The sequence below is a fragment of the Flavobacterium sp. 5 genome (genome assembly GCF_002813295.1).
Taxonomy (GTDB): domain Bacteria; phylum Bacteroidota; class Bacteroidia; order Flavobacteriales; family Flavobacteriaceae; genus Flavobacterium.
In genome coordinates this window covers 745,749-770,352 of the sequence record NZ_PHUE01000001.1, presented here as the reverse complement: position 1 = coordinate 770,352, position 24,604 = coordinate 745,749, and the positions used below count along the sequence as shown (strand labels likewise).

General features: G+C 33.1%; 26 protein-coding genes. 11 read left to right on the top strand and 15 right to left on the bottom strand.

The genetic code is table 11. The features are described from left to right. Nucleotides 1-151 precede the first annotated feature (151 nt). The 9 genes from CLU82_RS03165 to CLU82_RS03125 all read right to left on the bottom strand — a co-directional run bounded on the left by CLU82_RS03165 (nt 152) and on the right by CLU82_RS03125 (nt 7,832). A complete protein-coding gene (locus tag CLU82_RS03165; RefSeq protein ID WP_100841725.1) occupies nt 152-1,426 on the bottom strand; it encodes an MFS transporter in 1,275 nt (424 codons plus the stop codon). Nucleotides 1,427-1,435: 9 nt separating this feature from the next. Beyond that, nucleotides 1,436-1,663 carry a hypothetical protein gene (locus CLU82_RS03160; protein ID WP_100841724.1) on the bottom strand — a complete coding sequence of 76 codons (228 nt, stop codon included), beginning with the start codon at nt 1,661-1,663 and terminating at the stop codon, nt 1,436-1,438. 11 nt (nt 1,664-1,674) lie between these two features. Then, nucleotides 1,675-2,265, bottom strand: a complete 591-nt coding sequence (locus tag CLU82_RS03155; protein WP_100841723.1) for a TetR/AcrR family transcriptional regulator — start codon at nt 2,263-2,265, stop codon at nt 1,675-1,677. Nucleotides 2,266-2,436: 171 nt separating this feature from the next. After that, entirely contained in the window at nt 2,437-4,674 is a 2,238-nt protein-coding gene (locus CLU82_RS03150; protein WP_100841722.1) for an NADP-dependent isocitrate dehydrogenase, read from the bottom strand. Between the two features lie 289 nt (nt 4,675-4,963). Continuing rightward, complete coding sequence (gene rplS / locus CLU82_RS03145) at nt 4,964-5,314, bottom strand: 50S ribosomal protein L19 (protein ID WP_100841721.1); 351 nt, start codon at nt 5,312-5,314, stop codon at nt 4,964-4,966. Nucleotides 5,315-5,521: 207 nt separating this feature from the next. Then, entirely contained in the window at nt 5,522-5,893 is a 372-nt protein-coding gene (locus CLU82_RS03140) for a hypothetical protein (RefSeq protein ID WP_100841720.1), read from the bottom strand. A 69-nt stretch (nt 5,894-5,962) separates the two neighbouring features. Then, on the bottom strand, nt 5,963-6,640 hold the full coding sequence (gene trmD, locus CLU82_RS03135) for a tRNA (guanosine(37)-N1)-methyltransferase TrmD (RefSeq protein WP_100841719.1): 678 nt from the start codon (nt 6,638-6,640) through the stop codon (nt 5,963-5,965). Nucleotides 6,641-6,713: 73 nt separating this feature from the next. Further along, nucleotides 6,714-7,361 (bottom strand): DNA/RNA non-specific endonuclease, encoded by a 648-nt coding sequence (locus CLU82_RS03130; protein WP_100841718.1) that lies wholly within the window; start codon nt 7,359-7,361, stop codon nt 6,714-6,716. Nucleotides 7,362-7,388: 27 nt separating this feature from the next. Then, nucleotides 7,389-7,832, bottom strand: coding sequence for a DUF1569 domain-containing protein (locus CLU82_RS03125; RefSeq protein WP_100841717.1), 444 nt, complete (start codon nt 7,830-7,832; stop codon nt 7,389-7,391). A 235-nt stretch (nt 7,833-8,067) separates the two neighbouring features. On the opposite strand from CLU82_RS03125, the gene CLU82_RS03120 reads away from it, so the two are divergent. Further along, complete coding sequence (locus tag CLU82_RS03120) at nt 8,068-10,140, top strand: M3 family metallopeptidase (protein WP_232735289.1); 2,073 nt, start codon at nt 8,068-8,070, stop codon at nt 10,138-10,140. A gap of 360 nt (nt 10,141-10,500) precedes the next feature. Next, nucleotides 10,501-10,893: a putative quinol monooxygenase gene (locus tag CLU82_RS03115; RefSeq protein WP_232735200.1), complete on the top strand. Its 393-nt coding sequence runs from the start codon at nt 10,501-10,503 to the stop codon at nt 10,891-10,893. A 105-nt stretch (nt 10,894-10,998) separates the two neighbouring features. Here the strand turns inward: CLU82_RS03115 and CLU82_RS03110 are convergent, their stop codons facing one another. After that, nucleotides 10,999-11,211: a hypothetical protein gene (locus CLU82_RS03110; protein WP_100841715.1), complete on the bottom strand. Its 213-nt coding sequence runs from the start codon at nt 11,209-11,211 to the stop codon at nt 10,999-11,001. Nucleotides 11,212-11,639: 428 nt separating this feature from the next. Here CLU82_RS03110 and CLU82_RS03105 point away from each other — a divergent pair, with 428 nt between their 5' ends. From CLU82_RS03105 to CLU82_RS03075, 7 genes are all read left to right on the top strand, one after another. Continuing rightward, nucleotides 11,640-13,505, top strand: coding sequence for a TlpA disulfide reductase family protein (locus CLU82_RS03105; protein ID WP_100841714.1), 1,866 nt, complete (start codon nt 11,640-11,642; stop codon nt 13,503-13,505). Between the two features lie 165 nt (nt 13,506-13,670). After that, nucleotides 13,671-14,018: a cupin domain-containing protein gene (locus tag CLU82_RS03100; protein WP_100841713.1), complete on the top strand. Its 348-nt coding sequence runs from the start codon at nt 13,671-13,673 to the stop codon at nt 14,016-14,018. Between the two features lie 39 nt (nt 14,019-14,057). After that, nucleotides 14,058-15,224 carry an MFS transporter gene (locus tag CLU82_RS03095; protein ID WP_100841712.1) on the top strand — a complete coding sequence of 389 codons (1,167 nt, stop codon included), beginning with the start codon at nt 14,058-14,060 and terminating at the stop codon, nt 15,222-15,224. A gap of 60 nt (nt 15,225-15,284) precedes the next feature. Next, nucleotides 15,285-16,217, top strand: a complete 933-nt coding sequence (locus tag CLU82_RS03090) for a peptidylprolyl isomerase (protein ID WP_100841711.1) — start codon at nt 15,285-15,287, stop codon at nt 16,215-16,217. 146 nt (nt 16,218-16,363) lie between these two features. Then, the gene (locus CLU82_RS03085; protein ID WP_100841710.1) at nt 16,364-16,699 is read left to right on the top strand and encodes a tRNA-binding protein; all 336 of its coding nucleotides are present in this window, start codon (nt 16,364-16,366) and stop codon (nt 16,697-16,699) included. Between the two features lie 43 nt (nt 16,700-16,742). Then, nucleotides 16,743-17,165, top strand: a complete 423-nt coding sequence (locus CLU82_RS03080) for a cytochrome c oxidase assembly factor Coa1 family protein (protein ID WP_100841709.1) — start codon at nt 16,743-16,745, stop codon at nt 17,163-17,165. An 80-nt stretch (nt 17,166-17,245) separates the two neighbouring features. Further along, entirely contained in the window at nt 17,246-18,778 is a 1,533-nt protein-coding gene (locus CLU82_RS03075; RefSeq protein WP_100841708.1) for a SulP family inorganic anion transporter, read from the top strand. Nucleotides 18,779-18,834: 56 nt separating this feature from the next. Here CLU82_RS03075 and CLU82_RS03070 read toward each other — a convergent pair whose 3' ends face one another. From CLU82_RS03070 to CLU82_RS03055, 4 genes are all read right to left on the bottom strand, one after another. After that, on the bottom strand, nt 18,835-19,656 hold the full coding sequence (locus tag CLU82_RS03070; protein ID WP_100841707.1) for a sulfurtransferase: 822 nt from the start codon (nt 19,654-19,656) through the stop codon (nt 18,835-18,837). Between the two features lies 1 nt (nt 19,657). Next, nucleotides 19,658-20,206, bottom strand: coding sequence for an alpha/beta hydrolase (locus tag CLU82_RS03065; protein WP_100841706.1), 549 nt, complete (start codon nt 20,204-20,206; stop codon nt 19,658-19,660). Nucleotides 20,207-20,209: 3 nt separating this feature from the next. Beyond that, on the bottom strand, nt 20,210-21,034 hold the full coding sequence (locus CLU82_RS03060) for an alpha/beta hydrolase (RefSeq protein ID WP_100841705.1): 825 nt from the start codon (nt 21,032-21,034) through the stop codon (nt 20,210-20,212). A 143-nt stretch (nt 21,035-21,177) separates the two neighbouring features. After that, complete coding sequence (locus CLU82_RS03055; RefSeq protein WP_100841704.1) at nt 21,178-22,443, bottom strand: pyridoxal phosphate-dependent aminotransferase family protein; 1,266 nt, start codon at nt 22,441-22,443, stop codon at nt 21,178-21,180. 352 nt (nt 22,444-22,795) lie between these two features. On the opposite strand from CLU82_RS03055, the gene CLU82_RS03050 reads away from it, so the two are divergent. Continuing rightward, entirely contained in the window at nt 22,796-23,275 is a 480-nt protein-coding gene (locus CLU82_RS03050) for a hypothetical protein (protein ID WP_100841703.1), read from the top strand. A 37-nt stretch (nt 23,276-23,312) separates the two neighbouring features. Here the strand turns inward: CLU82_RS03050 and CLU82_RS03045 are convergent, their stop codons facing one another. Then, nucleotides 23,313-23,654, bottom strand: a complete 342-nt coding sequence (locus CLU82_RS03045; RefSeq protein WP_100841702.1) for a helix-turn-helix domain-containing protein — start codon at nt 23,652-23,654, stop codon at nt 23,313-23,315. Between the two features lie 121 nt (nt 23,655-23,775). Here CLU82_RS03045 and CLU82_RS03040 point away from each other — a divergent pair, with 121 nt between their 5' ends. Continuing rightward, nucleotides 23,776-24,336, top strand: coding sequence for a YceI family protein (locus tag CLU82_RS03040; protein WP_100841701.1), 561 nt, complete (start codon nt 23,776-23,778; stop codon nt 24,334-24,336). Nucleotides 24,337-24,604 lie beyond the last annotated feature (268 nt).

Genomic DNA, 24,604 nt, shown 5'->3' with positions numbered 1-24,604 from the left:
CGGGGAAAAACAATTATATCCGACAAACGACTTTTGTATTTAAGAAATTACTTGTTTTGTTGGTGTTATTGTATTTATAATCAGTGTTAATTTGTTGTTTTTTGAAATTGTTCTGCTAGTTGTTATATAACAACTAGCATTAATTTTTTGATTATACTTCTTGAATTGCAAAAGAAAGATCTTCTGTTTTTTCTTTGGCTCTCTTTTTCCCAAGTTTATCTACTCTGTACATTAACAATATGGATATAATCGAAATGCAAATAATTATAATTCCCAAAGTATTGTAATGTTCCAGCGGACTAAATTTATCTTTTTGTACGACAATTGTTCCGGCAAAAGCAGCTGCAATACCACCAGCTATTTGCTGCAATGATGAATTAATACTCATAAAGGCTCCTCTGTCCTGCATGTCAGGGATTGCAGTTACCAAAGCAGTGGATGGTACCATACGTCCCATAACTCCCATCATCATTAGTACATTTACACCAGCAACTATCACAAAGGGAGTAGCTCCAAGATTAGTGTATATGGCAATCATTACAATGGTCCATAAAGAGCCGAATGCAAATATTTTGTATTTGTCTATTCTATCACTCAGTTTTCCGATTAAAGGCATTACGATTAATGTAGATAAACCAGCAATCATAAATACCATTGGTAATTCATTTTCGGTTATTTTTAAATTATTAATGGCAAAAGCACTACCAAAAGGCATTAGCATAAAGCCTCCAATAGATAGTAAGGCTGTGGCTGTAAAACCAACTCGATAGTCTTTTTTTGCAATAGTATGGATTAAATGTTTGAAAGCTGATTTGTCTCTTTGTATTTCTAAATGTTTTGTGATTGGCTTTAGTTTAACGGCTATAATCAATGCTATAATTCCTGCCATCGCGGCTACCCAGATAAACGGAGCGTGCCAACCCCAAGCATTAGCAATATATAATCCAATTGGAATTCCTAAAATCTGACTGGCACCAAATCCCATTTGTACGAACCCCATTACTCTTCCACGTTGCTGAAGAGTAAATAGATCAGCTACGATAGCCATTGAGATGGATCCGATAACTCCTCCAAATAAACCTGTAATGATTCTAGCGGCTACTAATAATGGGTATGAAGAAGCTATTCCGCATAAAATGGTACCGGCAATAAAACCAATATAGAAGAATAATAATAATTTTTTTCGATCAAATTTATCTGCAAAACCTGCTGTAAGCAGACCCGAAATTCCAGCACTAAATGCATAGGCCGAAACGACTAGTCCAAAACCAGCTGGTTTCAAATTTAGAGATTTCATTAAGATATCACCCATAGGAGACATAACCATGAAATCCAGAATTACTGTAAATTGAGTGATAGCCAGTAAAAAAACTGCTAATTTTTGATAAGATGTAAATGGGGGTGCTTGAGTATTTTTTTCTTTCATTTCTTTTGTTTATTCTAATGCAACACATTCGAAATTGTGTTTGTCAATAAGGTTAATTATTTCTTCTTCGGACAAAGTGTTACTTACAATTCGTAAAACGCAATCAATGTCTTCCTGATCAATATTCCATTCATGTATTTCGGAATGTTCATCCAGTGTATTAATTACTTTTTGTTTGTCGTTTTCGGTTTTTATATTGGTTGCAAAAACCAATACGTTTTCTAAATGGTTTTCCATAGTTGATTATTTTATGGTGTCAATGCTTTTATAACTAGTTCGAAGGATTCTTCAGTAGCTTCTTTGGTTAATTTAAAAGGTTTTCCACTAAAATTTTTGCCTTCATTTTCAAAACGTAATAATGAGTATAATGGGCCATAAGCAATGCTCCAGAATACTTCAGGGCTAATTGGTACTAACTCTTTTTTGGTAACAGCATTTTGGAAGAACTGAGTCATTATAATTTTAAAATTAGCAAGACTTTCTGTTAAAATTAAATCCCTGTAACTCGAATGACTTAATAATTCCCAACAGGCTACCTTTAGAGGGTTTTTTTTGGCAAAACGAGCTCTGTTTTCCCATTGTTTGCGTAAACCTTCTTTGAAAGGCATTGTTGATGAAAAGTCTTTGCCCATTTCATGAAAAAAGTCTTGTCCAATTTCAATTCCGAGTTTTTGAATTAAATCATCTTTGTCGGAATAATAGATGTACAAAGTGGCGACGGATATTTCACTGTCTTTAGCAAGCCGATTCATGCTAAAACCTTCGATGCCTTTTTTTGCGAGCATTTCGATGGCTTTTTGCTTTACGATTTCTTCTTTGTTGATGTCTCTTGTTCTCATGACTTTTGTTTTGATGAAGTAAAAGTATTAATTATAAATGAATGTTCGCTTACTTATGGAAAAATAATTATGTTAAATTTTTTGATTTGAAAAGAAAGAGATGAGTTACAACCAAATAAAAAAGACAACCCTTTCGAGTTGTCTTTTGAATAAATATATAAACTAAATAAATTAAGCTGTTTTCAAAGCTGTAATTTTATCTAAAATCGTATTGAAAGTTGTGCTTGGACGCATAGCACTGCTTACTAATTCTGGATTTGGTTGGTAATAACCACCAATGTTTTGTGCTTTTCCTTGTGCACCAATTAATTCACTGTTGATTTTTGATTCATTAGCTTCAAATTCAGCAGCAATAGGAGAGAAGATCGCTTTTAATTCAGCATCTTTTGTTTGAGCAGCCAAAGCTTGTGCCCAATAGAAAGCTAAATAAAAGTGAGAACCTCTATTATCAATTTGTCCAACTTTACGAGCTGGAGATTTATCGTTAGCCAGGAATTTATCATTAGCTTCGTCTAATGTCTCAGATAAAACAATCGCTTTTGAATTGTTTAAAGTTTGACCTAAATGCTCTAATGAAGCTCCTAAAGCTAAGAACTCACCTAGTGAATCCCAACGTAAATAACCTTCAGTGATAAATTGCTCAACATGTTTTGGAGCAGATCCACCAGCACCAGTTTCAAACAAACCACCACCATTCATTAAAGGAACAATAGATAACATTTTTGCAGAAGTTCCTACTTCAAGAATAGGAAACAAATCTGTTAAATAGTCACGTAATACGTTTCCAGTAACCGAAATAGTATCTAAACCTTTGATGATTCTGTCTAAAGTAAATTCAGTTGCAGCGATTGGATTAAGGATACGGATATCTAAAGATGTTGTATCGTAATCTTTAAGATATTTTTCAACTTTAACGATCAATTCTCTATCGTGTGCTCTGTTTTCGTCTAACCAGAATACAGCTGGAGTGTTAGATAAACGTGCTCTGTTTACAGCTAGTTTAACCCAGTCCTGAATAGGAGCATCTTTAGCTTGACACATTCTGAAAATGTCATTAGTTTCAACAGCTTGTTCCATTAAAACGTTTCCATTTGTATCAACAACACGAATAACTCCGTCCTCTTTCATTTGGAAAGTTTTGTCATGAGATCCGTATTCTTCAGCTTTTTGAGCCATCAAACCTACGTTAGGAACACTTCCCATTGTAGTTGGGTCAAAAGCGCCATGTTTTTTACAAAAATCGATAGTAGCAGTATAGATTCCAGCATAACATCTGTCTGGAATAATAGCAAGCGTGTCTTGTTGTTTTCCTGCTTTGTCATACATCTGACCAGAAGTACGAATCATAGCGGGCATAGAAGCATCAACAATTACATCAGATGGAACGTGTAGGTTAGTAATTCCTTTGTCAGAATTTACCATTGCCAAAGCTGGTCCGTTTTCGATAGCTTGCGTAAGTGCAGCTTCAACTTCTGCTTGTTCTGGTTGTCCGGTAATTTTTGCGTAAACGTCACCTAAACCATTACGGGTATCGATATTTAATTTTTTAAATAATTCAGCATATTTTGTAAAAACGTCTTTGAAATACACTTCTACAATAGCACCAAAAATGATCGGGTCAGAAACCTTCATCATTGTTGCTTTTAAGTGAACAGAAAGTAAGATACCTTCTTTTTTAGCATCTGCTATAGCTTCAGTAACAAAATCTTTTAAAGCATGTATGTTCATTACTGAACTGTCAATAATTTCTCCTGCTTTTAATGGAGTACTTGCTTTTAAAACAGTTGTAGAACCATCTTGAGCTACGAATTCAATTTTTACATCATTAGCTTCAGTAACAGTAAGGGATTTTTCACTTCCGTAAAAATCACCTTTTGACATCGAAGCTACTTTTGTTTTTGAATCAGCAGACCATGCTCCCATTGAGTGAGGATTTGCTTTTGCAAAATTCTTTACAGCTCTTGGTGCTCTACGATCAGAGTTTCCTTCACGTAAAACTGGGTTTACGGCAGAACCTAATACTTTAGAATATTTAGCTTTAATTTCCTTTTCAGCATCGTTTTGAGGATCTTCTGGGAAATTTGGTACTGTATAACCGTGTGATTGTAATTCAGCAATAGCTGCTTTCAATTGAGGTACGGATGCAGAAACATTTGGTAATTTTATGATGTTAGCTTCTGGAGTAGTTGCTAATTTTCCAAGTTCAGACAAAGCATCAACTGTTTTTTGATCTTCTTTTAAAAACTCAGGAAAATTAGATAAGATTCTTGCAGCCAGAGAAATATCTCTAGTTTCGATTTCGATATTTGAAGTAGCAGTAAATGCTTGAACAATTGGTAAAAATGAGTAGGTTGCCAATAAAGGTGCCTCGTCAGTAAGTGTGTAAAAAATTTTAGCTTTTGATGTCATTTTTTTATTTTTTTTAATCTAAATCATAAGTTTATAAACTGGCCTTATTAGCAAGTATAACGATTGAGATAAGGCGGGCAAAGATATGAAATGATGTTGTAATAGTGTTTTAAATTTAATATAAAAAAATAATATTAAATATGTATTCTGTGATATTTTTAATTTGATATTTTTAACGCCATTTGATTCTTAAATTATGATTTTTGACCCCTAAAAATTATCAAAAAAAAAGTCCCAAATTCGATATACATCGAAATGGGACTTTTTATTATTAAAGAAGTGTAGTAAACTATCTTCTTTTATCTCTAATCTTAGCTTTTTTACCAGTAAGTTGTCTGAAGTAGAAAATTCTAGCTCTACGTACAGCACCTTTCTTGTTGATTTCAATTTTTTGTAAAGCTGGTAAGTTAACTGGGAAGATACGCTCAACTCCAATTGCTCCTGACATTTTACGAATTGTAAAAGTTTCTGTGTTAGCAGAACCTCTTCTTTGAATTACAACACCTTTAAAAAACTGTGTTCTCGTTTTTTCACCCTCTTTAATTTCGTAGTAAACTGTGATTGTGTCTCCAGCTCCGAATACAGGGAATTCTTTTCTTGTTACAAATTCGTCTTGAACGAATTTCATTAAATCTGCCATTTTGTTTTATTTTATGGTTTTAAAAGAGCAACATTCGCGGATTTCGCCAGAGGTTGGTCTAATGAGGGTGCAAAAGTAATTATAAATTATGAATTATGAATTATGAATTATGAATTTTTTTAGGATAGGGCTATTTGGTAAATTTTTCAAAACAAAGAGCTTTTAGTGATAAAAGCTCTTTGTTGTAATTGTATCCCAAAAAATAATTTATGGAGCCATTTTGGCTTCTTTTATTTTTTGTATGGTTTGCGCTATTTTTTCATCTGTTTTAGCTTTGATATCACTGTATTTGTTTATGCCCAGTGACGAAGTCAATGTTTTGTCTCTTTTATCAAATAATTTATCAATTTGTTTATTGCGGTCTTCTTTTGATAAATTCTTTTCGTCGATAGTAAACAATTCCAATACTAATTGGTTGTTGGCATTTTCGTAGTATGTTTTTTCATCTTCACTTAATGCAATGCCATAAGTTTTGTTTAGTTCATTCAACAAGGATTTTTTATTTATTCCTTGCGCAAATGAAATAGATGATATGAAAAACGCAATAATTAAAATTGCTTTGAAGATTAATTCTTTCATGATTTTATACTTTTAAGGTTATTCAAAAGAGTGAACTAATTCTTATTTTAAAGTATAAATATACGAAAATTAATCGTTTAGTAAATCAGGTCTTCTGTTCTTTGTATGTTCGTAGGCAGTGTCTTCTCTCCATTTGTCAATTTTTGCAAAATGACCACTTAAGAGTACATCAGGAACTTTCCATCCTTTATAATCGGCTGGTCTGGTGTAAATAGGACCTGAGAGTAAGCCATCTTGAAAACTATCTGTCAGGGCAGATGTTTCGTCACTTAATACTCCGGGAATTAATCGGATTAAAGCATCAGATAATACAAGAGCTCCCAATTCTCCTCCAGAAAGTACATAATCGCCTATTGAGATTTCTTTGGTTATAAAATGATCTCGAACACGTTGATCAACCCCTTTGTAATGCCCACATAAAATGATAATGTTTTCATACATAGACATGGTGTTGGCCATTTTTTGATTTAGCGTTTCACCATCTGGAGACATATAAATGATTTCATCGTATGATCTTTCGCTTTTCAAATGAGTGATACAAGCATCTATAGGCTGAACAGTCATAACCATTCCTGCACCACCACCAAAAGGATAATCGTCAACACTTTTTTGTTTATTGGTAGTGTAATCTCTTAAATTATGAAAATGAACCTCTACCAATCCTTTGTCTATGGCACGTTTCATAATCGAAGCTTCAAAGGGACTCCTTAATAATTCAGGTAATACAGTTATAATATCAATTCTCATGTTGCTTTTTTAAGAACGGCAAATGTACAAATTAAACCCAAAATTCATGGTAGATTTCTAACATGCTTTTGATTTAACTAAAGCTCCATTCTTTGTAACTCAACTCTTTTTGAATTTTTTCTTCGATTCTCTCTACTAGTTTTTGGTTGAAATCTATTTTTGTAATTTCTTCAATCTTATCAATAGTAGAGGCAAAGGTATAGAGTGGTGCATCTGATTTTGCATTGGGAACTAAAAAAGGAATCATAACCAAAGTATCGTTTTGAACCCGAACCACGATTTTGAAGAAGTATTCAGGAACTGAAACTTCTTCATCGCCAATAGTAATCAAATTGTCTTGCAGAATACCTCCTGTTACTATGAAAAGCGCGGTGTATTTATCTGCCCAAAAGCGAACTTTTTGTTCGAGTCTATTCCATACACCTGCATTAAAGTCTCTGTTTTGGGGTGCTACATTCGAAGTAAGAAAGGTTTCTTTGTACGCCTCTTCAGAAAATTTCATATCGGCTGCAGGAACCAAATGTCCTTTGTCATAACCGGTGTCTTTGTAGTTTCTCCAATGTGCTGATTCAGTATCTACCATTGGATCTTGTTTAAAATAAGGTCGCTCGTAATGGTGTTCATACTGCAATTTACCTGTTAAATAATAGGCTGCCCATTCAGCCTGTTCGTGCTCTTCAGAATAGGATAAGAAGTAATGTTTATGTCTAATAATACTCATTAAGGAGTGTTTTTTTTGTGTTGAATACTAAACGCCAAACTGATCTAAATGATGGTTTATGTGAATCCACATCAATTTGTTCCAATCTTCATAAGTCATTTTTCCCCAAAAAGGATGATTCATTACGCTGATCGATTGTGTTCCTTCGGCAAAACGGCTAAAGTTTTTTATCAATTCGGTTTTTGCTTCATCAAAATCATAATGATCAATGAAAATAAACTCTTTTGCAGTTGGGCTATTTTTTCCAAAACCCTTAATAAAAGCGTTCTTTTTCAGTATTCTCCCCAAAAGTCTCAAAACAAAATTTACTTTCACTTGGTTTTCACCAAAAGCTACAATAATAGTTTCATTGGCATGTTTCAGCATTTGATCTGCTGACATTTTCCCCCACAATGCAGTACTCTCGGGTTTCAGCGTATTGATTCGGGCTATTATAGATTGGTTATCACTTTTATCGAATATAGAATTCATGTTTTAGTTTTAAAGTGTTTTAACAAATATAAAATTTATTTTGTCTGCATTGTTTTAATTTTTTGAAGATGTTCGGTATTATTTTTTAAATAATGTAAGGATTTAGCATTGTTTGTTATTTTAACATGCTAAATAGTTTTTTTTGTTAATTTTATAGCTTACTAATTTAAAAATATTTAATATGCGAGTTTTTTATAAGCTATTATTAACCAATTCATTATGTTTTGTCCTTTCGATGCAGGCGCAAACTATAAATGCTCAAAACAATGATGTAAAAATGAAAAATCCACTATTGCAAAGAAGTACTTTACAGTATCAGGCGCCAGATTTTAGTATTATCAAGGACGAACATTTTAAACCTGCTTTTGAATATGGTTTAAAAGTTCACGATAAGGAGATTGAAACCATTGCTAACAATCCAGCAAAACCAACTTTTCAAAACACTGTTTTAGCCTTAGAAACCTCTGGAGTAGATTTGAACAGAGCTACAGATATTTTTTATAATCTAACTGGTTCTAACACTAATCCTACCTTGCAGGCTATTGAAGCAGAATATGCTCCAATATTATCTGGGCACAATGATAAAATTTATTTAAACAGTAAATTGTACAATCGTTTCAAGGCAATCGATTTAAGTAAATTGAAAGGTGAAGACAAAAAACTTACAGAATATTATTTGCAGAAATTTGAATTAGCCGGAGCTAATTTATCCGAAGCAGATAAAGAAAAAATGAAGGATATCAATAAAGAGTTAGCTACTTTAAGTACTCTTTTTGGAAATAAATTGTTATTGGCTAGAAAAAACGGAGCCGTTTTATTTGATAATGTTGCCGATTTAGATGGATTGAGTGCTGGCGAAATTGAAGCTGCCAAACAAAAAGCCAAAGAAGCAGGATATGAAAACAAATATTTAATCGGTTTATTGAATACAACTCAACAGCCTTTATTGGTGAGTTTAAAAAACCGTGCTACAAGAGAGAAAATCTATAAAGCATCATGGTATCGTGCCGAAAAGAATGACGAAGGGGATACACGTGAGACTTTGGAGAAAACTGCAAAACTACGTTTACAAAAAGCCAATTTGATGGGTAAGAAAAGTTTTGCTGAGTGGAAACTACAAGATCAGATGGCAAAAACTCCAGAACCAGCTATGGATTTATTAGCTAAAATTGCTACTCCAGCTGTTGCCAAAGCCAAAGTTGAAGCCAAAGAAATTCAAGATTTAATAGATTCTCAAAACGGTGGCTTTAAATTGGAGGCTTGGGATTGGAATTTCTATTCTGAACAAGTACGTAAAGCTAAATACGATTTGGACGAAAGTCAAATTAAACCGTATTTTGAATTGACTGCCGTATTAGAAAAAGGAGTATTCTATGCAGCCAAGCAAATGTATGGAATCACTTTCAAGGTCAGAACAGATTTACCTGTGTACAATCCAGATGTAAAAGTATATGAGGTTTTTGACGAAAAAGGAACTTCTATTGCTATTTACTATTTGGATTTTTATACTCGTGACAATAAAAATGGAGGTGCTTGGATGAGTACTTTCGTTAATCAATCACATTATTTAAAACAAAAACCAGTAATTGTAAACGTTTACAATTTCTCTAAACCAGTAGACGGAAACCCATCTTTAATTAGTTTTGATGATGTGACAACTATGTTCCATGAATTTGGTCATACTTTACATGGATTGTTTGCGAACCAAGACTATACATCATTATCAGGTACAGCAGTGCCAAGAGATTTTGTAGAATTTCCATCTCAAATCAATGAGCATGCTGCATTAGACCCAGCAGTTCTAAAAAATTATGCGATTCATTACCAAACCAAAGAACCAATTCCACAAGAATTAATCGATAAAATTAAGAAAGCCGAAACCTTCAATAAAGGATATGATGTAACCGAAATTTTAGCAGCATCAACTCTTGATATGGCTTGGCATAGTGTTCAAAAAGAATCTGATTTCAAACCGACTTTGGTTTTCGAGAAAGAAGCTTTAGAAAAATATGGATTATTGGTTAGTGAAGTACCACCACGTTACCACACTCCTTATTTTGCACACATTTGGGGCGGTGGATATTCAGCTGGGTATTACGCATACACATGGTCAAAAACTTTAGATTATAATGTATATGACTGGATGCAAGCCCACGGTGGTATGACTAGAGAAAACTGTGAGCGATTCAAGAAATACATCTTGTCTGTAGGAAACAGTGTTGATTTAAACCAAGCTTTCAAAGAATTCATTGGTCACGATATGCAAATCGAACCATACTTAAAAAATGCTGGACTATTAACAAAATAGTTATATCAAATTCAATACATAGAAATGACATTCGTAAGGATGTCATTTTTTTTTGGAGCTTATTCCTGCTATCCGTTGCAATCTTTTTATTTTTAAAGGAAAAATAAAAAGGATTTCCACTACTATCAGGGCTAGGGCATTCGGTTTCAGAAAGATAAATAATGTGTTTTCTAATGAAGTGCAAAATATTTAAAATCATTATGTTTAGTTTTTCATATACTTAAACTAATTTATGTTTGATTATCTTAGCAGATAAGTACAATTTAGCATAATATAGGTTTGTGAGAATGACTAATGAGGCAGAATAATGTTACTTAGTATAATTAACCATAAATTAGTTTAAATTATAAATAATGTAAAATGAAAAAATCTCTAATTTTACTACTGATATTTTTTTCAATTGGTAGTATCAATGCCCAAGACAAAATGATTGTAAGACTAACAGAAATCGAGATTGACTCTAATTTTCTTAAAGAATATATTGAAATTCTTAAAGAAGAATCCAGTGCTTCCGTCGAAATAGAGCCTGGTGTTATTTCAATTTTTCCAATGTTTGAAAAGGATAATCCCACACAAATAAGAATTTTGGAAATATATGTTAACAAAGAAGCTTATGAATCACATTTGAAAACACCACATTTTCAAAAATACAAAAGCACTACACTCAATATGGTCAAAGCCCTTCGACTTATTGATATGTCAGTGATAGATCCAGCAACTATGAAAGAAATATTTTCTAAACTAAAAAGTTAATAATCAATTGAATTAGGATAATAGGTAACAATAGTAGCTATCGAAAGACTTTCAAAGGCAGTAAATCTCTGATAAATTATATAAAACCAACCTCGTTTTAAGCAATTAGAATGAGGTTTTTTTTTTGTTGCTGCAGTATTTGTCAAAATCATGGCTTGCCATGATTTTGATAGGAGCACCTACCCAAATCATAGGAGCACCTACCCAAATCATAGGAGCACCTACCCAAATCATAGGAGCACCTACCCAAATCATAGGAGCACCTACCCAAATCATAGGAGCACCTACCCAAATCATAGGAGCACCTACCCAAACCATAGGTAACACCTATGAAATCAAAAGGAGCACCTTTTAAATGGCTAGGAAAGCCTACCTTTTTTTGAGTTGTGACCTATTAAAACTAAAGGTGACCCTATTAAAATTGAAGGAGGGCTTATCAAAAAAATAGGCAACACCTACAAAATCGAGAGGCGAGCCTTAATAATAGTATGGCTGTCGTTATTTACAATTTCAGATTACTTTCGTAGAATGTCAAAATGAATTAGAGGAATACAATTTAAATGATTTGAATTTTAAACTTAAATGACTACAATTAAGACTTCTAATTTGAGTTAAAGTCTATTTCATAATTATTTCACAATATTAATTTCCTGTAGTATAATTCAATTATATTTACTATTGAATTTCTAAGTAATCAGTCAGTTAGATTTTTTTTTCAACTGGCACTAACCTAAAATATCTATAAGATGAATAAATCAGTAATGCTACTTTTTTTGGTATGTTGTAATGTCGCTTTTTCACAAATCGGGAAACTGTATTTGAAAGATTCAAAAATTAAAATCGGAAAAGAAAATACTTATGTTTATCAACCGCCCAAAGGAGTTGAAATTCCAAATGGAGCCAAAGTCAGAGTTCTATATAATAATGACTTCGATTTTACGGGTGCTACTGCACCACTGATAAAAAAAACAAATGGGTATGAGTTCTCTCTCAAAGTAACCGATTCAACTAAGTATTTTGTTGCAGCTATTATTGATGGAAAACAAGTAATAGATAATAACCAAAATAAGGGATATGACGCTTGTTTAAATTCATCCAACCCAAACGATATTGCAAAGTGTGCAATCGCTAGAATAGATCTTATAAATTACGCTAACAATACATTGACTTCGAAACTCAATTTAAAACTAGATTCAAAACCGGAAAGTATTATAGCAGAATATAATAAAGTATACGCAAAGTATCCGATGATGAAGGAAGATAAAAGTTATAATAATTATTTATACATAAAAGAACCTTTTGATAAAGAAAAAACCAAAGTTGAAATGTTGTCATTTGCCCAAAAATGCGCAAAAAAGAACTCGGAAGACTACTTGCTAATTGCCGCAAGACTTTATGGGACTCTCAAAATGACTGATGAAAAGAAGCAAGTAGAGGATCAAATCACTGCAAAATATCCGAATGGTAATTTTGAATCGAGCAAATTCTTTTTCGATTTTGCTAACAATCCAGATAAAACGGAAGCGTATATTTTAGAGCGTTTAAATCTTTATACCACTAGATTTAGTAATGTTCTTCCAATATACAAAGATTATTTTTATCAAAGTTTATTGAAAATATATGTGACAAACAAAGATTTTCAAAAAATGGAACAATACGAAAATTTATTGTCCAGTAAAGGCAAAGCGGCTTCTTTTTATAATGATTATGCATGGAATTTATCAGGGCAAGATTTAGTAACTCCTGCAAAGGACATTGATACTGCCGAAAAAATATCTAAAAGATCATTAGATATTTTATCTGATTTGCAAAAGCAATCTGATTTTCCTGAAGAATTAAATGAAACTTATAATATGTATGCAGACACTTATGCTTTAGTACTTTATAAACTGAATCGATTTGATGAAGCTTTTCAATATCAGGATAAGCTCTATCAGTTGGGAGGATTGGATACAGGTGGAAAAGAACGTTATGCTGGTATGATGGAAAAAGTTAAAGGTCCAGAGATCACAAAAAAATATATAGAAGAGGAACTGTCAAAAGGAACGAATTCCAGAGTGCTTCTTGCTCAATTGGAAACAATATATGGAAAACTAAATTTGCCTTTGGATAACTTTAAAGCCATTAAAGCAAAGTCTATTGAAACAGGCAATGCTAATGCAAAAGCTGATATTGTGAAGAAATACGGTAGCACAGATGCTATAAAATTTAGTTTGAAAAATCTGGAAGGAAAAGTAATTAATTTGTCAGATCTAAAAGGCAAAGTAGTAGTACTTGATTTTTGGGCTACCTGGTGTGGACCATGTAAAGCCTCTTTTCCTGCAATGCAGGATTTAGTAACGAAATACAAAGATAAAAATGTAGTGTTTTTATTTGTAAACACTTGGGAAAAAGGAAAAGATAATGAGACTACAGAAAAAGTTGCCACATTTATTAATGATAAGAAATACAGTTTTAATGTAGTTTTCGATTATGATGATGCGATTACTACAAAGTACAAAATAGAGGGAATTCCAACAAAAATTTTAATAGACAAAAATGGAAGCGTAATTGCATTTGGAACTTCCGAACAAGATTTAACACATCTTATTGATGAGCAATTAAGTTTGTAGATATAAGTATTAAAAAGGTTTTAGTTTTTACAGAATAACTCATTGATTACAATTAAATAATTTTGATATTGTTTGAATTGTAATCAATGAGTTATTTTTGCATAGAAATAGACAGAGATTGAATTGTGTAACAAAAACATGTTTTTAACAATAAAATAAAATACGATGCAAAGTTTTGGAGCAAGCAAAGAATTTATAAAAGACGATGAATTTGAATGGGAAGTGGTTGGCGAAGGCATCAAACGCAAAATTATGGGGTATGATGATACCATTATGATGGTGAATGTGCTTTTCGAAAAAGGTGCTATTGGAGTTCTTCATAATCATTACCATTCGCAAGTTACCAATGTAGCCAAAGGATCATTTGAAGTGACAATCAATAGTATCACAAAAGTGATGAAAGAAGGAGATTGTTTTTACATTCCGCCTCACGCAATTCATGGTGTGCTTTGTCTTGAAGATGGTTTGCTGATTGATGTTTTTAGCCCCATTCGAGAAGATTTTATGAAATAATTAAAGATTGGGTCAGAATTAGTATAGTATTTTTGCAACATGAATTTATCGAAAACGAATGTCTTGTTTATGGCAGCCTGTACTGGGCTTATAGTTGCCAATCTGTATTATTGCCAACCTTTAATTATTTTAATTGCCAAGGAATTTAAAATTCCCGAGGCCAATGCCGGGACAGTTACTTATTTAACTCAGGCTGGTTACGCTATTGGTTTGTTCTTTATGGTACCACTGGGTGATAAAATTGAACGTAAAAAGCAAATACTGGTAACTACTTTTGCCTCTGTTATTGCTTTAATTATTGCAGCTACTTCAAAGAATTTTTTTATTTTACAAATTGCTTCATTGCTTATCGGAATCACCTCAATAGTGCCACAACTTATTTTGCCATTGGCAGCTACTTTATGTGAGCCACAACAACGTGGAAAAGTAGTAGGAACTATTATGAGTGGATTACTCATAGGAATTTTACTTTCCAGAACATTAAGCGGATTCATTGGACAGGTTTTTGGATGGAGGTCTATGTTTTGGATTGCTGCTGGAATTTGTCTTTTGATATTTTTTGTTATTCAGAATACATTTCCAATAAATAAGCCACAATTTGAGGGTTCTTATGGTCAATTAATTCAATCGCTTTTTACACTTATAAAAACACAACCAGTTTTGCGGGAAGCAACTTTAATCAATGTGTTTGCTTTTGCTCAATTTGGTGCTTTCTGGACAACAATGGTTTTGTTGCTTTCAGATTCACCGTTTCATTTTAATAGTGCTACAATAGGACTTTTTGGAGTCGTAGGGGTTTCGGGAGCTTTAGCAGCACCATTAGTTGGAAAACTAGGAGACAAAGGAAATTCTAGGATAGCTGTTGGTTACGGTTGTTTATTGCTTTTAATCAGTTTTATTGTTTTTTACTTTTCTACCGAAAGTGTGATTGGAATTATCGTCGGAATAGTTCTTATTGATGTTGGAATTCAAAGTGTTCATATCTCAAACCAAACCCGGGTATATTCACTGTTACCTGAAGCCAGAAACAGATTAAATACTGTATTTATGTCATTTAGTTTTTTAGGAACTGCTGGCGGATCTGCTTACGGTTTATTGTTATGGAAGTTGGGAGGATGGCATGCTGTTACTATCGGAGGCGCTGTTTTGGCATTATTATCATTATTAGTTTACGGATTTACATACAAACCAAGTTCTAAAAAATAGAAAGCACAAATTGATATTGAATTAATTTGTAAATTTGCACCTCAATAAAAAATAAACAACATGGAAAACGGAATATACGCTAAATTCAATACTGCAAAAGGAGCGATTTTAGTAAAATTAACACACGATTTGACTCCTGGAACTGTAGGTAACTTTGTTGCTCTTGCAGAAGGAAACATGGAAAACAAAATAAAGCCTCAAGGACAAAAATTCTATGATGGTTTAAATTTTCATAGAGTTATTCCTGACTTTATGATTCAAGGTGGTTGCCCACAAGGAACTGGAACAGGAGATCCAGGTTATAAATTTGATGATGAGTTTCACCCATCTTTAAAACATGATAAACCAGGAGTTTTAGCTATGGCTAATTCAGGACCAGGTTCTAATGGTTCTCAATTTTACATCACACACGTTCCAACTTCTTGGTTGGATAACAAACACACTGTTTTTGGACATGTGGTTGAAGGACAAGATGTAGTTGATGCAGTTGCTCAAGGGGATTCATTAGATACTTTGGAAATTATCAGAGTTGGTGAAGAAGCTCAAAAATGGAATGCTATTGAAGCTTTCATTGGTTTAAAAGGTGCTCGTTTGAAAAAAGAAGCTGCTTTGAAAGCAGAATCAGAAGCAAAAATGGAAACATTAGCTGCTGGTTTTGAAAAAACTGAAAGTGGTTTACGTTACCAATTCATCCAAAGAGGTTCTGGTAAACAAGCAGAAAGTGGTAAAACAGTTTCTGTTCATTATGAAGGTTCATTGGAGAGCGGTAAAGTTTTTGATTCTTCTTACCCAAGAAAAAAACCAATCGAATTTAAATTAGGAATTGGTCAGGTAATTGAAGGTTGGGACGAAGGTATTGCTTTGTTGAAAGTTGGAGACAAAGCTCGTTTTGTGATTCCATCTGATTTAGGATACGGGCCAGCAGGAGCAGGTGGTGTTATTCCACCAAATGCAACTTTGATTTTTGACGTTGAATTGATGGACGTTAAGTAAGAGTTAGCAGTTTACAGTTAATAGTTGGCAGTGATGCTGAATATACAAATAGAAAATCCCAGACAATTATGTTTGGGATTTTTTTTTAGACTGTTTTCTTAGATTCTTAGTAGCTTAGCAACTTAGTAACTTAATTGAAAAAAAAAATGGATTTAACGTGGACTGAATTTGAAAGAGTAGAAATGCGAGTGGGAACTATACTTGAAGTCAATGATTTTCCTGAAGCCCGAAAACCCGCTTTTCAACTCACAATAGATTTTGGAAACACCATCGGAATCCGAAAAACATCGGCACAAATCACCAAACGATATACTAAAGAAGTTTTGATAGGAAGACAGATTGTAGCTGTGGTTAATTTTCCTAAAAAGCAAATTGGAAAATTCATGAGTGAGTGTTTAGTGCTTGGAGCAGTAGGTGAGGAGGGAGATGTTATTTTATTAGCCCCTGATTTCAAAATTGAAAATGGATTGAGAATTGGGTAGCAAGAAATAATTATTCACAAACAATTAGACAAAAAAATCAAAAATGGATAACGAAATAATCGAAGAAAAAAGGATTTGGACGAAAAGATGGTTTTGGTCTACAGTAATAATTGCTATTGGTTTTATATTGATTATAACTTCAAATTTTGATGATGTAGTAAATTTAGGTCAAGCCTATGCAGATCCTTTATTGTGTCAAAATGCAATTGATAAAGCCAATAAAAATGAGGAGGTCATTCAAAACTTTGGTAAACTTGAGTCAATAGATAAATTAGCGATTCTAGAAGGTAATACAATATATTCTAATGATAATAAAAGGATTTCTATAACTATTAGAGTTTCTGGAGAAAAAGAAAAAGGTAAAATGGATATTTTGGCAGATCGAATAGGTAAAATATGGAAATATAAATCTATTAAGATTCGCAATATGAAAATGAACAAAGAGATAGAAGTTAATAGTCAATAAGAAGTATCAAAAATTTATTTAGTCAAAAAACATCATAAAATTGTATTTTTGCACCCTTAAAAAAAATACAATTTCTATTCATGAAGCATTATTTTAATTTATTCAATTTCAATCAAAAAGTAGATTATAAAGTCGAAATTTTAGCTGGACTTACAGTTGCTATGACGATGATTCCAGAATCGCTATCATTTGCTATTTTGGCTGGTTTTCCTCCTTTGGTCGGTTTGTACGCTGCTTTTATAATGGGATTGGTAACAGCAATATTTGGTGGACGACCAGGTTTGATTTCTGGAGGTGCAGGGGCAACTGTTATAGTGTTGATTGCGTTGATGAAATCAAATGGATTGGATTATGTTTTTGCCGCAGTAGCTTTGGCTGGTATTTTTCAAATTTTGGTTGGTTTGTTCAAACTGGGTAAATTTATTCGGTTAGTGCCACAGCCTGTTATGTATGGTTTTGTAAATGGATTGGCGATTGTTATTTTCTTGTCACAAATCGAGCAATTCAAAACGATTGTAAATGGAGAAAGTGTTTGGCTTTCAGGGAACTCTTTGTATGTCATGTTGGGTTTGGTAACCTTGACAATAGCTGTTGTGATCGGTTTTCCAAAATTGACAAAAAAGATTCCAGCTTCATTAGCTGCAATTTTTGTGGTTTTTATAGTAGTGTTAGTATTGAATATAGACACAAAAACAGTAAAAGATATTGCTTCCATTAGTGGTGGTTTCCCTCCATTCCATATCCCCAATATTCCGTTAGATTTTAAAACCTTACAAATTATTTTTCCTTATTCCTTAATTATGGCAGGTGTAGGATTAACAGAAGGTTTGCTGACTTTAAATTTGGTAGATGAAATAACGGATACCAAAGGAAATAGTAACAGAGAATGTATAGCGCAAGGAAGTGCAAATATTTTAAACGGTTTTTTCTTCGGAATGGGCGGTTGTCCAATGATTGCCCAAACACTGGTTAATCTGTCTGCTGGTTCCAGAGCTCGGTTGTCGGGTATAATTGCAGCAATAACCATTTTGATAATTATATTATTTGGAGCCCCAGTAATCGAAAAATTGCCTATTGCAGCTTTGGTAGGAGTAATGATGATGGTGGCAATTGGAACCTTTGAATGGGCTAGTTTCCGAATTTTTACTAAAATGCCCAAACATGATATTTTTGTGTTAGTGATAGTAGCTTTGATTACTGTTGTTCTGCATAATTTAGCATTGGCAGTATTGATTGGTGTAATTATTTCTGCCTTGGTTTTTGCATGGGAAAATGCCAAAAGAATTCGTGCAAGGAAATATATTGATGAAAAAGGAGTGAAGCATTATGAAATTTATGGTCCGCTTTTCTTTGGTTCAACTACTGCATTTTCGGAGAAATTTGATGTTGTAAATGATCCAAATGAGGTCATCATTGATTTTAAAGAAAGTAAAATTATGGATATGAGTGCAATTGAGGCTGTTAATAAAATTACAGAGCGATATGCGAAAATAAATAAAACAATTCGGTTACGTCATTTAAGTTCCAATTGCAGACAATTATTGCAAAATGCAGATGCGGTTATTGATGTGAATATTCTAGAAGACCCAACTTACAAAGTAGCTGTAGAGTAACAAATTGATATTAAAATAAAAAAGGGTATTCTGTTTTCTAAGAATACCCTTTTTATTTATTTTTCAATAGGAAGATCACTTGGTCCCCATTCCGTCCAGGAACCATCATAAATTGCTTTTGGATTGTCCGAAATCAATTCGCAGGCCAATAAAACGATACAGGCAGTAATCCCAGAACCACAAGTAAATAATAAAGGCTGTTCGTTGAGGTTTAGGATCTCAGTCAATTCAGCAGGAGATTTGTATTTTCCATTTCGTTGTAGTTCTGTAAAAGGAGTATTTATAGAACCAGGAATATGTCCGCTTCTCATACCAGCTCTAGGTTCTTCTTGAGTTGCATGAAATCGATCTGATGATCTTGCATCCATCAATACTGCTTCTTTGGTTGAAATATTTTCTAGAATTTGCTCTTTGTTTTTAATCAGTTCAGGTTGAAATTTGCCTTCGAAATCTCCTTTTGAATAAGTATTTGTTTGCTGTTGATTTTCTGTTGGGAAACCTTCTTTAATCCACTCAGGAAGACCTCCATCCAATACATAAACTTCAGAATGTCCCATAGCTTTAAACATCCACCAAGCTCTTGGACTCGAATAAATTCCTAAAGTATCATAAACGACAATGATACTGTTTTTGTTTATACCTAATTTTTGACTCTCAGTAGTAAATTGCTCTGTAGATGGAAAAGTATTTGGTAAAGGATTACTTGTGTCACTAAAATTATTTTTGATATCAAATAGGCGAGCGCCTTTTATTTGCAAATCAGGATTTTGATTTTCTAAATTCGACTGATTTTGATCTAATCGGGCTTCGAGTATAATCAATTCTGGATTATTTAAATTTGCTTGAAGCCAAGATGCAGAAACGATTGGATGTGTCATTTTAGCTGTTTATTTTTGTAATTAATTGTTGTAAAAATTCCTGACCTTCTTCCCAATATTCCAAATTTGAATCAGAGTTGATGTGTCCTTGTTGTCCAATATTTATAAAATCACTTCCCCAGTACGAAGCCAATTCTTTGGTTCTTTCCAGAGATATATAAGTATCATTTTCAGTTCCAATTACAACTGTTGGAAATGGAACTGTTTGTGTAGGAATTGGTGAAAAATGTCTTAAAAAATCGGGAGTATGTTCTGGTGAATTTACATCGGCAGGAGCTACTAGTAAAGCGCCAATGATATTTGGGTTATTATTTTGAGAAACCCAGTGCATTACTAAAGAAACAGCAAGACTATGAGCTACCAAAATAGTGGGTTCATTTATTTGCTTAATGTTTTTATCAAGTTGTGCTAGCCATTCATCAAGTTGAGGTTCATCCCAATTGTCTTGTATTACTTTGGTCGAATTAGGGAATTTTTGCAGCCAAAAACTTTGCCAGTGCTTCTCTCCAGAATCACCAAGTCCCGGAATAATTAATAAGTGCGGAATCATTTTTTATTTCTTTTTTAAAGCTACTATTCTTTGAATTTCTTTGACAACCAATGGGAAAGCTGGCTCAGTCATATTATGTCCAAAACCTTGTAGTTCATACAAAGTAGTTTCTTTATGCCCCACAATTTTCATCATTCGCATCAGATAGGCATTTTCTTCATAGCGTCCCAACATTTCTAATTCTCTATCACCTGTAATTAATAACAATGGAGGAGCATCAGCTCGAACATGATACAAAGGAGCAAATTCATCAACAATTGGCTGGGTTTCTGGAATTCCTCTCTCTTTTCGAATTGCAAAATGTGTAATGGTTTGGGCACTCAACGGAATCAATCCTGCAATAGAATTAGCATCTATGCCATCAGCTTTTAACCATTTTTTGTCTAGTCCCACCATCAATGATAAGTAAGCACCTGCTGAATGTCCAGAAACAAAAATTAAGGACTTGTCACCTCCATAAGTTGCAATATTCTGAAATGTCCAAGCTACTGCAGCAGCAGCATCTTCAATACATTTTTGCACTTTTACTTTTGGCGATAATCTATAATTTACAGAAACTACACAAAAGCCTTTGTCCTTTAGTCCTTCAGGAAGTTCTTTGCTTCCTCCGGTTAAACCGCCTCCATGAAACCAAACTATTGTCGCAAATCCTTTGACATTTTTAGGGTAATAAATATCCACTACGCAACGCTCTTTGATATATGCACCTGTATTGGCTGTAGCTTCATTATAATAAGGGATGTTGCTAATTGTAGTGTATTCTGTTTTTTGTGCAAAATTAGATGCTGTTGTAAAAAGCAGTATTAGTATAAGAAATTTTTTTTTCATTTTTTGGTCTTAATTATTGAAAGCATAAAAATACTAATTTTTTTACAGGTTGCCAGTATTGATTTTATGAAGCAAAAAAAAAACACCTGAGAGGTTTTGAAAACTCTCAGGTGTACTATTATAATTTTATAGCTGAATGCTAACTAAACTGCATCATGATCCACTTTAGTTCTGGAAGCAATCTCTTTATAAGTTCCATTTACTAATTTCTCACGAATCGCTTCAAACGCAGTTAATGTTTGATCAATATCAGATAGAGTATGAGAAGCTGTTGGAATAACACGTAATAAAATCATTCCTTTTGGGATAACTGGATAAATTACGATCGACAAGAAAATACCGTAGTTTTCTCTTAAATCATTTACCATTACCATTGCTTCTGGTACACTTCCTTCCAAGTAAACTGGAGTAACACAAGTGTTAGTGTCACCAATATTAAATCCTTTGCTTCTCAAACCACCTTGCAAAGCATTTACATTCTCCCATAATTTGTCTTTCAAACTTGGATTGTCACGCAACAATTGCAAACGTTTCAAAGAACCAATAGTTTGGATCATTGGCAACGCTTTTGCAAACATTTGAGAACGTAAATTATATTTTAAATAATCAATAATGTCTTTATCAGCAGCTACGAAAGCACCAATATTTGCCATAGATTTTGCAAACGTAGAAAAGTAAACATCAATTCCATCTTGACAATCTTGCTCTTCACCAGCTCCAGCACCTGTTTTACCAAGTGTACCAAAACCGTGAGCATCATCAACTAACAAACGGAAATTGTATTTCTTTTTCATTTCTACAATCTCTTTCAACTTTCCTTGTTGACCGCGCATTCCAAAAACACCTTCAGTAATGAATAAAATTCCACCACCTGTTTCAGTAGCTAATTTTGTAGCACGCTGCAGGTTTTTCTCCATACTTTCAATATCGTTGTGTTTGTACGTAAAACGTTTTCCACTATGCAAACGAACTCCGTCAATAATACAAGCGTGACCATCAACATCATACACAATTACGTCATTTCTAGTAACCAAAGCATCAATAATAGACACCATTCCTTGGTAACCAAAATTCAATAAATAAGCTGATTCTTTCATTACAAAAGCAGCCAATTCATTCTCTAATTGTTCGTGATATTTAGTGTGACCACTCATCATACGTGCTCCCATTGGGGCAGCTGCACCGTATTCAATCGCTGCATCAGCATCGGATTTACGTACTTCTGGATGGTTTGCAAGACCTAAATAGTCATTCAAACTCCAGTTTAAAACCTCTTTTCCTTGAAATTTCATTCTTGGGCCTAAGTCTCCTTCTAGTTTTGGAAACACAAAATAACCTTCTGCTTGTGAAGCCCATTTTCCTAAAGGCCCTTTATTGTTCTGAATTCTTTCGAATAAATCTTTTACCATAATATATAATCTGTAGTAGTATTAATTTTAAGAAGTTGCAAAAATAATTATTTATACTTTATTAGCATCTTTTAAGCAAATTTATTTTTCAGGAGCAATTTCCTGCTGTCCATTACAAGCTCTCAGTCATAAACCTTTTTTTCTATTGTACTGGCAGGAGCTTCCTTTGGTCGCTCTACCAGCACAAGAAAAAATAGATTTATTCCATCGAGGCTTTCCATTTCCATCAGGGCTAGACAGCTGATTTTAGAATGTTTTTTTGGTTTTTTTTAAACAATTTATTATTAAAGTCTTTTGTTCTTTAAATGATTTGTATCATTTTGTCTTTATATTTGGACGCTAATATTCAAGAATGGATTCAACAATAAAAAGGAATGCCAAACATACCATGAAACAATTATTATACCTATTTACGATACTTTTTTTTAATCAATTGTATTCGCAAACTGTCGTTGTACAAACGATATATAAAAGTATACCACCCCAAGAGTTTTCATTAGAGAAAAATGATTTTATTTTTGATACAAAAGAAGGAACACTTTTAAAGAAAAATACTCAGGATAACATTGAAAACAAATATTATATCGAGTTTAAAAAAGAATTCTACGATGAAAACAATAATTTTTACTTTGTAGAATACAAAACTGATTTTAAAAAGCACAATCAAAATTCAGGCAAGAAATCAGATATTGGTATTTTTTCAATTATGTATGATAAAAAAGACGGGACAGTTTTGACTGTAGTTTTGAATTTTTTAGAAGCTGATAGTCCAGCTTTATATTTAACCGAAAAAGGGGAAGAGTCGCCAAAAGTTAAATCACTTTTTGAATAAAACACTAAAAACTCAATCAACGAGATGAAATTTTAAGCTATTTACCAACAATTTCTTTTCGAAAATGAATACCCCAATTTAAAATTTCATCTAGCAATGTTTTCATTGACAGGCCTAATGGAGTTAGAGAATATTCTACAGTTATTGGCATACTATCATAGAGTGTCCGAGTGATAATTTTGTTCAACTCCAAAGCTTTTAATTCTTGCGACAACATTTTCGGTGATATATCAACAATTTCTCGTTGAATCTCTCCAAACCTTTTGTTGCCAAATGTTAATGAAATAATGATGGGTAATCTCCATTTGCCTTGAATCACTTCTAAGGCGTCTCGTGTAACCATCATCCTTTGCTGGCAAACTGCTTCTTTTTGATTCATTTTTCTTCATTTTTTAACACACTTACTTCTGGGTAACCACTTACCACTGGGTAACTACTATACTTTAGGTAGTGAATTTAGGTACTTTTGAATTATAAATAAAATTTAAATTAAAAAAATTATGAAAAATACAACAACATGGGTTATTGACCCACTACACACCGATGTACAGTTTAAAATTAAGCATCTACTTATCTCTAATGTTACTGGTTCCTTCAACAAATTCGATGGAAAAATAGTTACCAATGGAGATGATTTTAATGATGCCAAAGTAACTTTTGAAATAGATGTTAAAAGTATTGATACCAATCAGGCACAACGTGATCAGCACTTGCAAAATGGCGATTTCTTTGCCGCAGATTTATATCCAACAATCACTTTTGCGTCCACTTCGTTTGTAAATACTGGAGGCAGCGATTACAAAATGGGTGGGAACTTAACCTTAAGAGGAGTTACTAAACCAATTACATTGGATGTAGAATATGGTGGTTCACAAAATAGTGGGCAAGGTGTTTTAAAACATGGTTTTGAAATCACCGGAATTATCAATCGCATAGAATTTGGGATGACTTGGAACATACTCACAGATACAGGCGGTTTAGGACTCGGGGAAAATATTAAACTAATTGCAAACATTCAGGTTTCAGAATTGGTTGAAGAAGAGATCGAAATTAAAGCCTAGTTCCATAATTTTTGAAATAAATTTTTTTGACACTTCATTTATAACTAAAAACCTTTTTCAAATAAATAATTGGACAAGGTTTTTATTTTATAATAATCAAGGCAAAAATTTCGGAAGTTTAATAATAATTTTGAAAAAATAACCTTTTAATTACAACTTTTAATCGTTTTTTAAGATCATATTTTCTTTGAAAGAGTATGGATTTCTATGAGTGTCTTAGCATAATAATAACTTTTTGCATTGAGAATAATCCTGTATCTTTGGGAAA

Bases quoted from the DNA above. Each gene is read 5' to 3' on its own strand.
- CLU82_RS03040 (WP_100841701.1), top strand. From the start codon at position 23,776: ATGAAAAATACAACAACATGGGTTATTGACCCACTACACACCGATGTA.
- CLU82_RS03070 (WP_100841707.1), bottom strand. From the start codon at position 19,656: ATGACACATCCAATCGTTTCTGCATCTTGGCTTCAAGCAAATTTAAAT.
- CLU82_RS03110 (WP_100841715.1), bottom strand. From the start codon at position 11,211: ATGGTTTGGGTAGGTGCTCCTATGATTTGGGTAGGTGCTCCTATGATT.
- CLU82_RS03085 (WP_100841710.1), top strand. From the start codon at position 16,364: ATGGATTTAACGTGGACTGAATTTGAAAGAGTAGAAATGCGAGTGGGA.
- CLU82_RS03155 (WP_100841723.1), bottom strand. From the start codon at position 2,265: ATGAGAACAAGAGACATCAACAAAGAAGAAATCGTAAAGCAAAAAGCC.
- CLU82_RS03150 (WP_100841722.1), bottom strand. From the start codon at position 4,674: ATGACATCAAAAGCTAAAATTTTTTACACACTTACTGACGAGGCACCT.
- CLU82_RS03090 (WP_100841711.1), top strand. From the start codon at position 15,285: ATGGAAAACGGAATATACGCTAAATTCAATACTGCAAAAGGAGCGATT.
- trmD (WP_100841719.1), bottom strand. From the start codon at position 6,640: ATGAGAATTGATATTATAACTGTATTACCTGAATTATTAAGGAGTCCC.
- CLU82_RS03130 (WP_100841718.1), bottom strand. From the start codon at position 7,361: ATGAGTATTATTAGACATAAACATTACTTCTTATCCTATTCTGAAGAG.
- CLU82_RS03050 (WP_100841703.1), top strand. From the start codon at position 22,796: ATGGATTCAACAATAAAAAGGAATGCCAAACATACCATGAAACAATTA.
- CLU82_RS03160 (WP_100841724.1), bottom strand. From the start codon at position 1,663: ATGGAAAACCATTTAGAAAACGTATTGGTTTTTGCAACCAATATAAAA.
- CLU82_RS03105 (WP_100841714.1), top strand. From the start codon at position 11,640: ATGAATAAATCAGTAATGCTACTTTTTTTGGTATGTTGTAATGTCGCT.
- CLU82_RS03065 (WP_100841706.1), bottom strand. From the start codon at position 20,206: ATGATTCCGCACTTATTAATTATTCCGGGACTTGGTGATTCTGGAGAG.
- CLU82_RS03060 (WP_100841705.1), bottom strand. From the start codon at position 21,034: ATGAAAAAAAAATTTCTTATACTAATACTGCTTTTTACAACAGCATCT.
- CLU82_RS03075 (WP_100841708.1), top strand. From the start codon at position 17,246: ATGAAGCATTATTTTAATTTATTCAATTTCAATCAAAAAGTAGATTAT.
- CLU82_RS03115 (WP_232735200.1), top strand. From the start codon at position 10,501: ATGAAAAAATCTCTAATTTTACTACTGATATTTTTTTCAATTGGTAGT.
- CLU82_RS03080 (WP_100841709.1), top strand. From the start codon at position 16,743: ATGGATAACGAAATAATCGAAGAAAAAAGGATTTGGACGAAAAGATGG.
- CLU82_RS03045 (WP_100841702.1), bottom strand. From the start codon at position 23,654: ATGAATCAAAAAGAAGCAGTTTGCCAGCAAAGGATGATGGTTACACGA.
- CLU82_RS03125 (WP_100841717.1), bottom strand. From the start codon at position 7,832: ATGAATTCTATATTCGATAAAAGTGATAACCAATCTATAATAGCCCGA.
- CLU82_RS03055 (WP_100841704.1), bottom strand. From the start codon at position 22,443: ATGGTAAAAGATTTATTCGAAAGAATTCAGAACAATAAAGGGCCTTTA.
- CLU82_RS03120 (WP_232735289.1), top strand. From the start codon at position 8,068: ATGCAGGCGCAAACTATAAATGCTCAAAACAATGATGTAAAAATGAAA.
- rplS (WP_100841721.1), bottom strand. From the start codon at position 5,314: ATGGCAGATTTAATGAAATTCGTTCAAGACGAATTTGTAACAAGAAAA.
- CLU82_RS03140 (WP_100841720.1), bottom strand. From the start codon at position 5,893: ATGAAAGAATTAATCTTCAAAGCAATTTTAATTATTGCGTTTTTCATA.
- CLU82_RS03165 (WP_100841725.1), bottom strand. From the start codon at position 1,426: ATGAAAGAAAAAAATACTCAAGCACCCCCATTTACATCTTATCAAAAA.
- CLU82_RS03100 (WP_100841713.1), top strand. From the start codon at position 13,671: ATGCAAAGTTTTGGAGCAAGCAAAGAATTTATAAAAGACGATGAATTT.
- CLU82_RS03095 (WP_100841712.1), top strand. From the start codon at position 14,058: ATGAATTTATCGAAAACGAATGTCTTGTTTATGGCAGCCTGTACTGGG.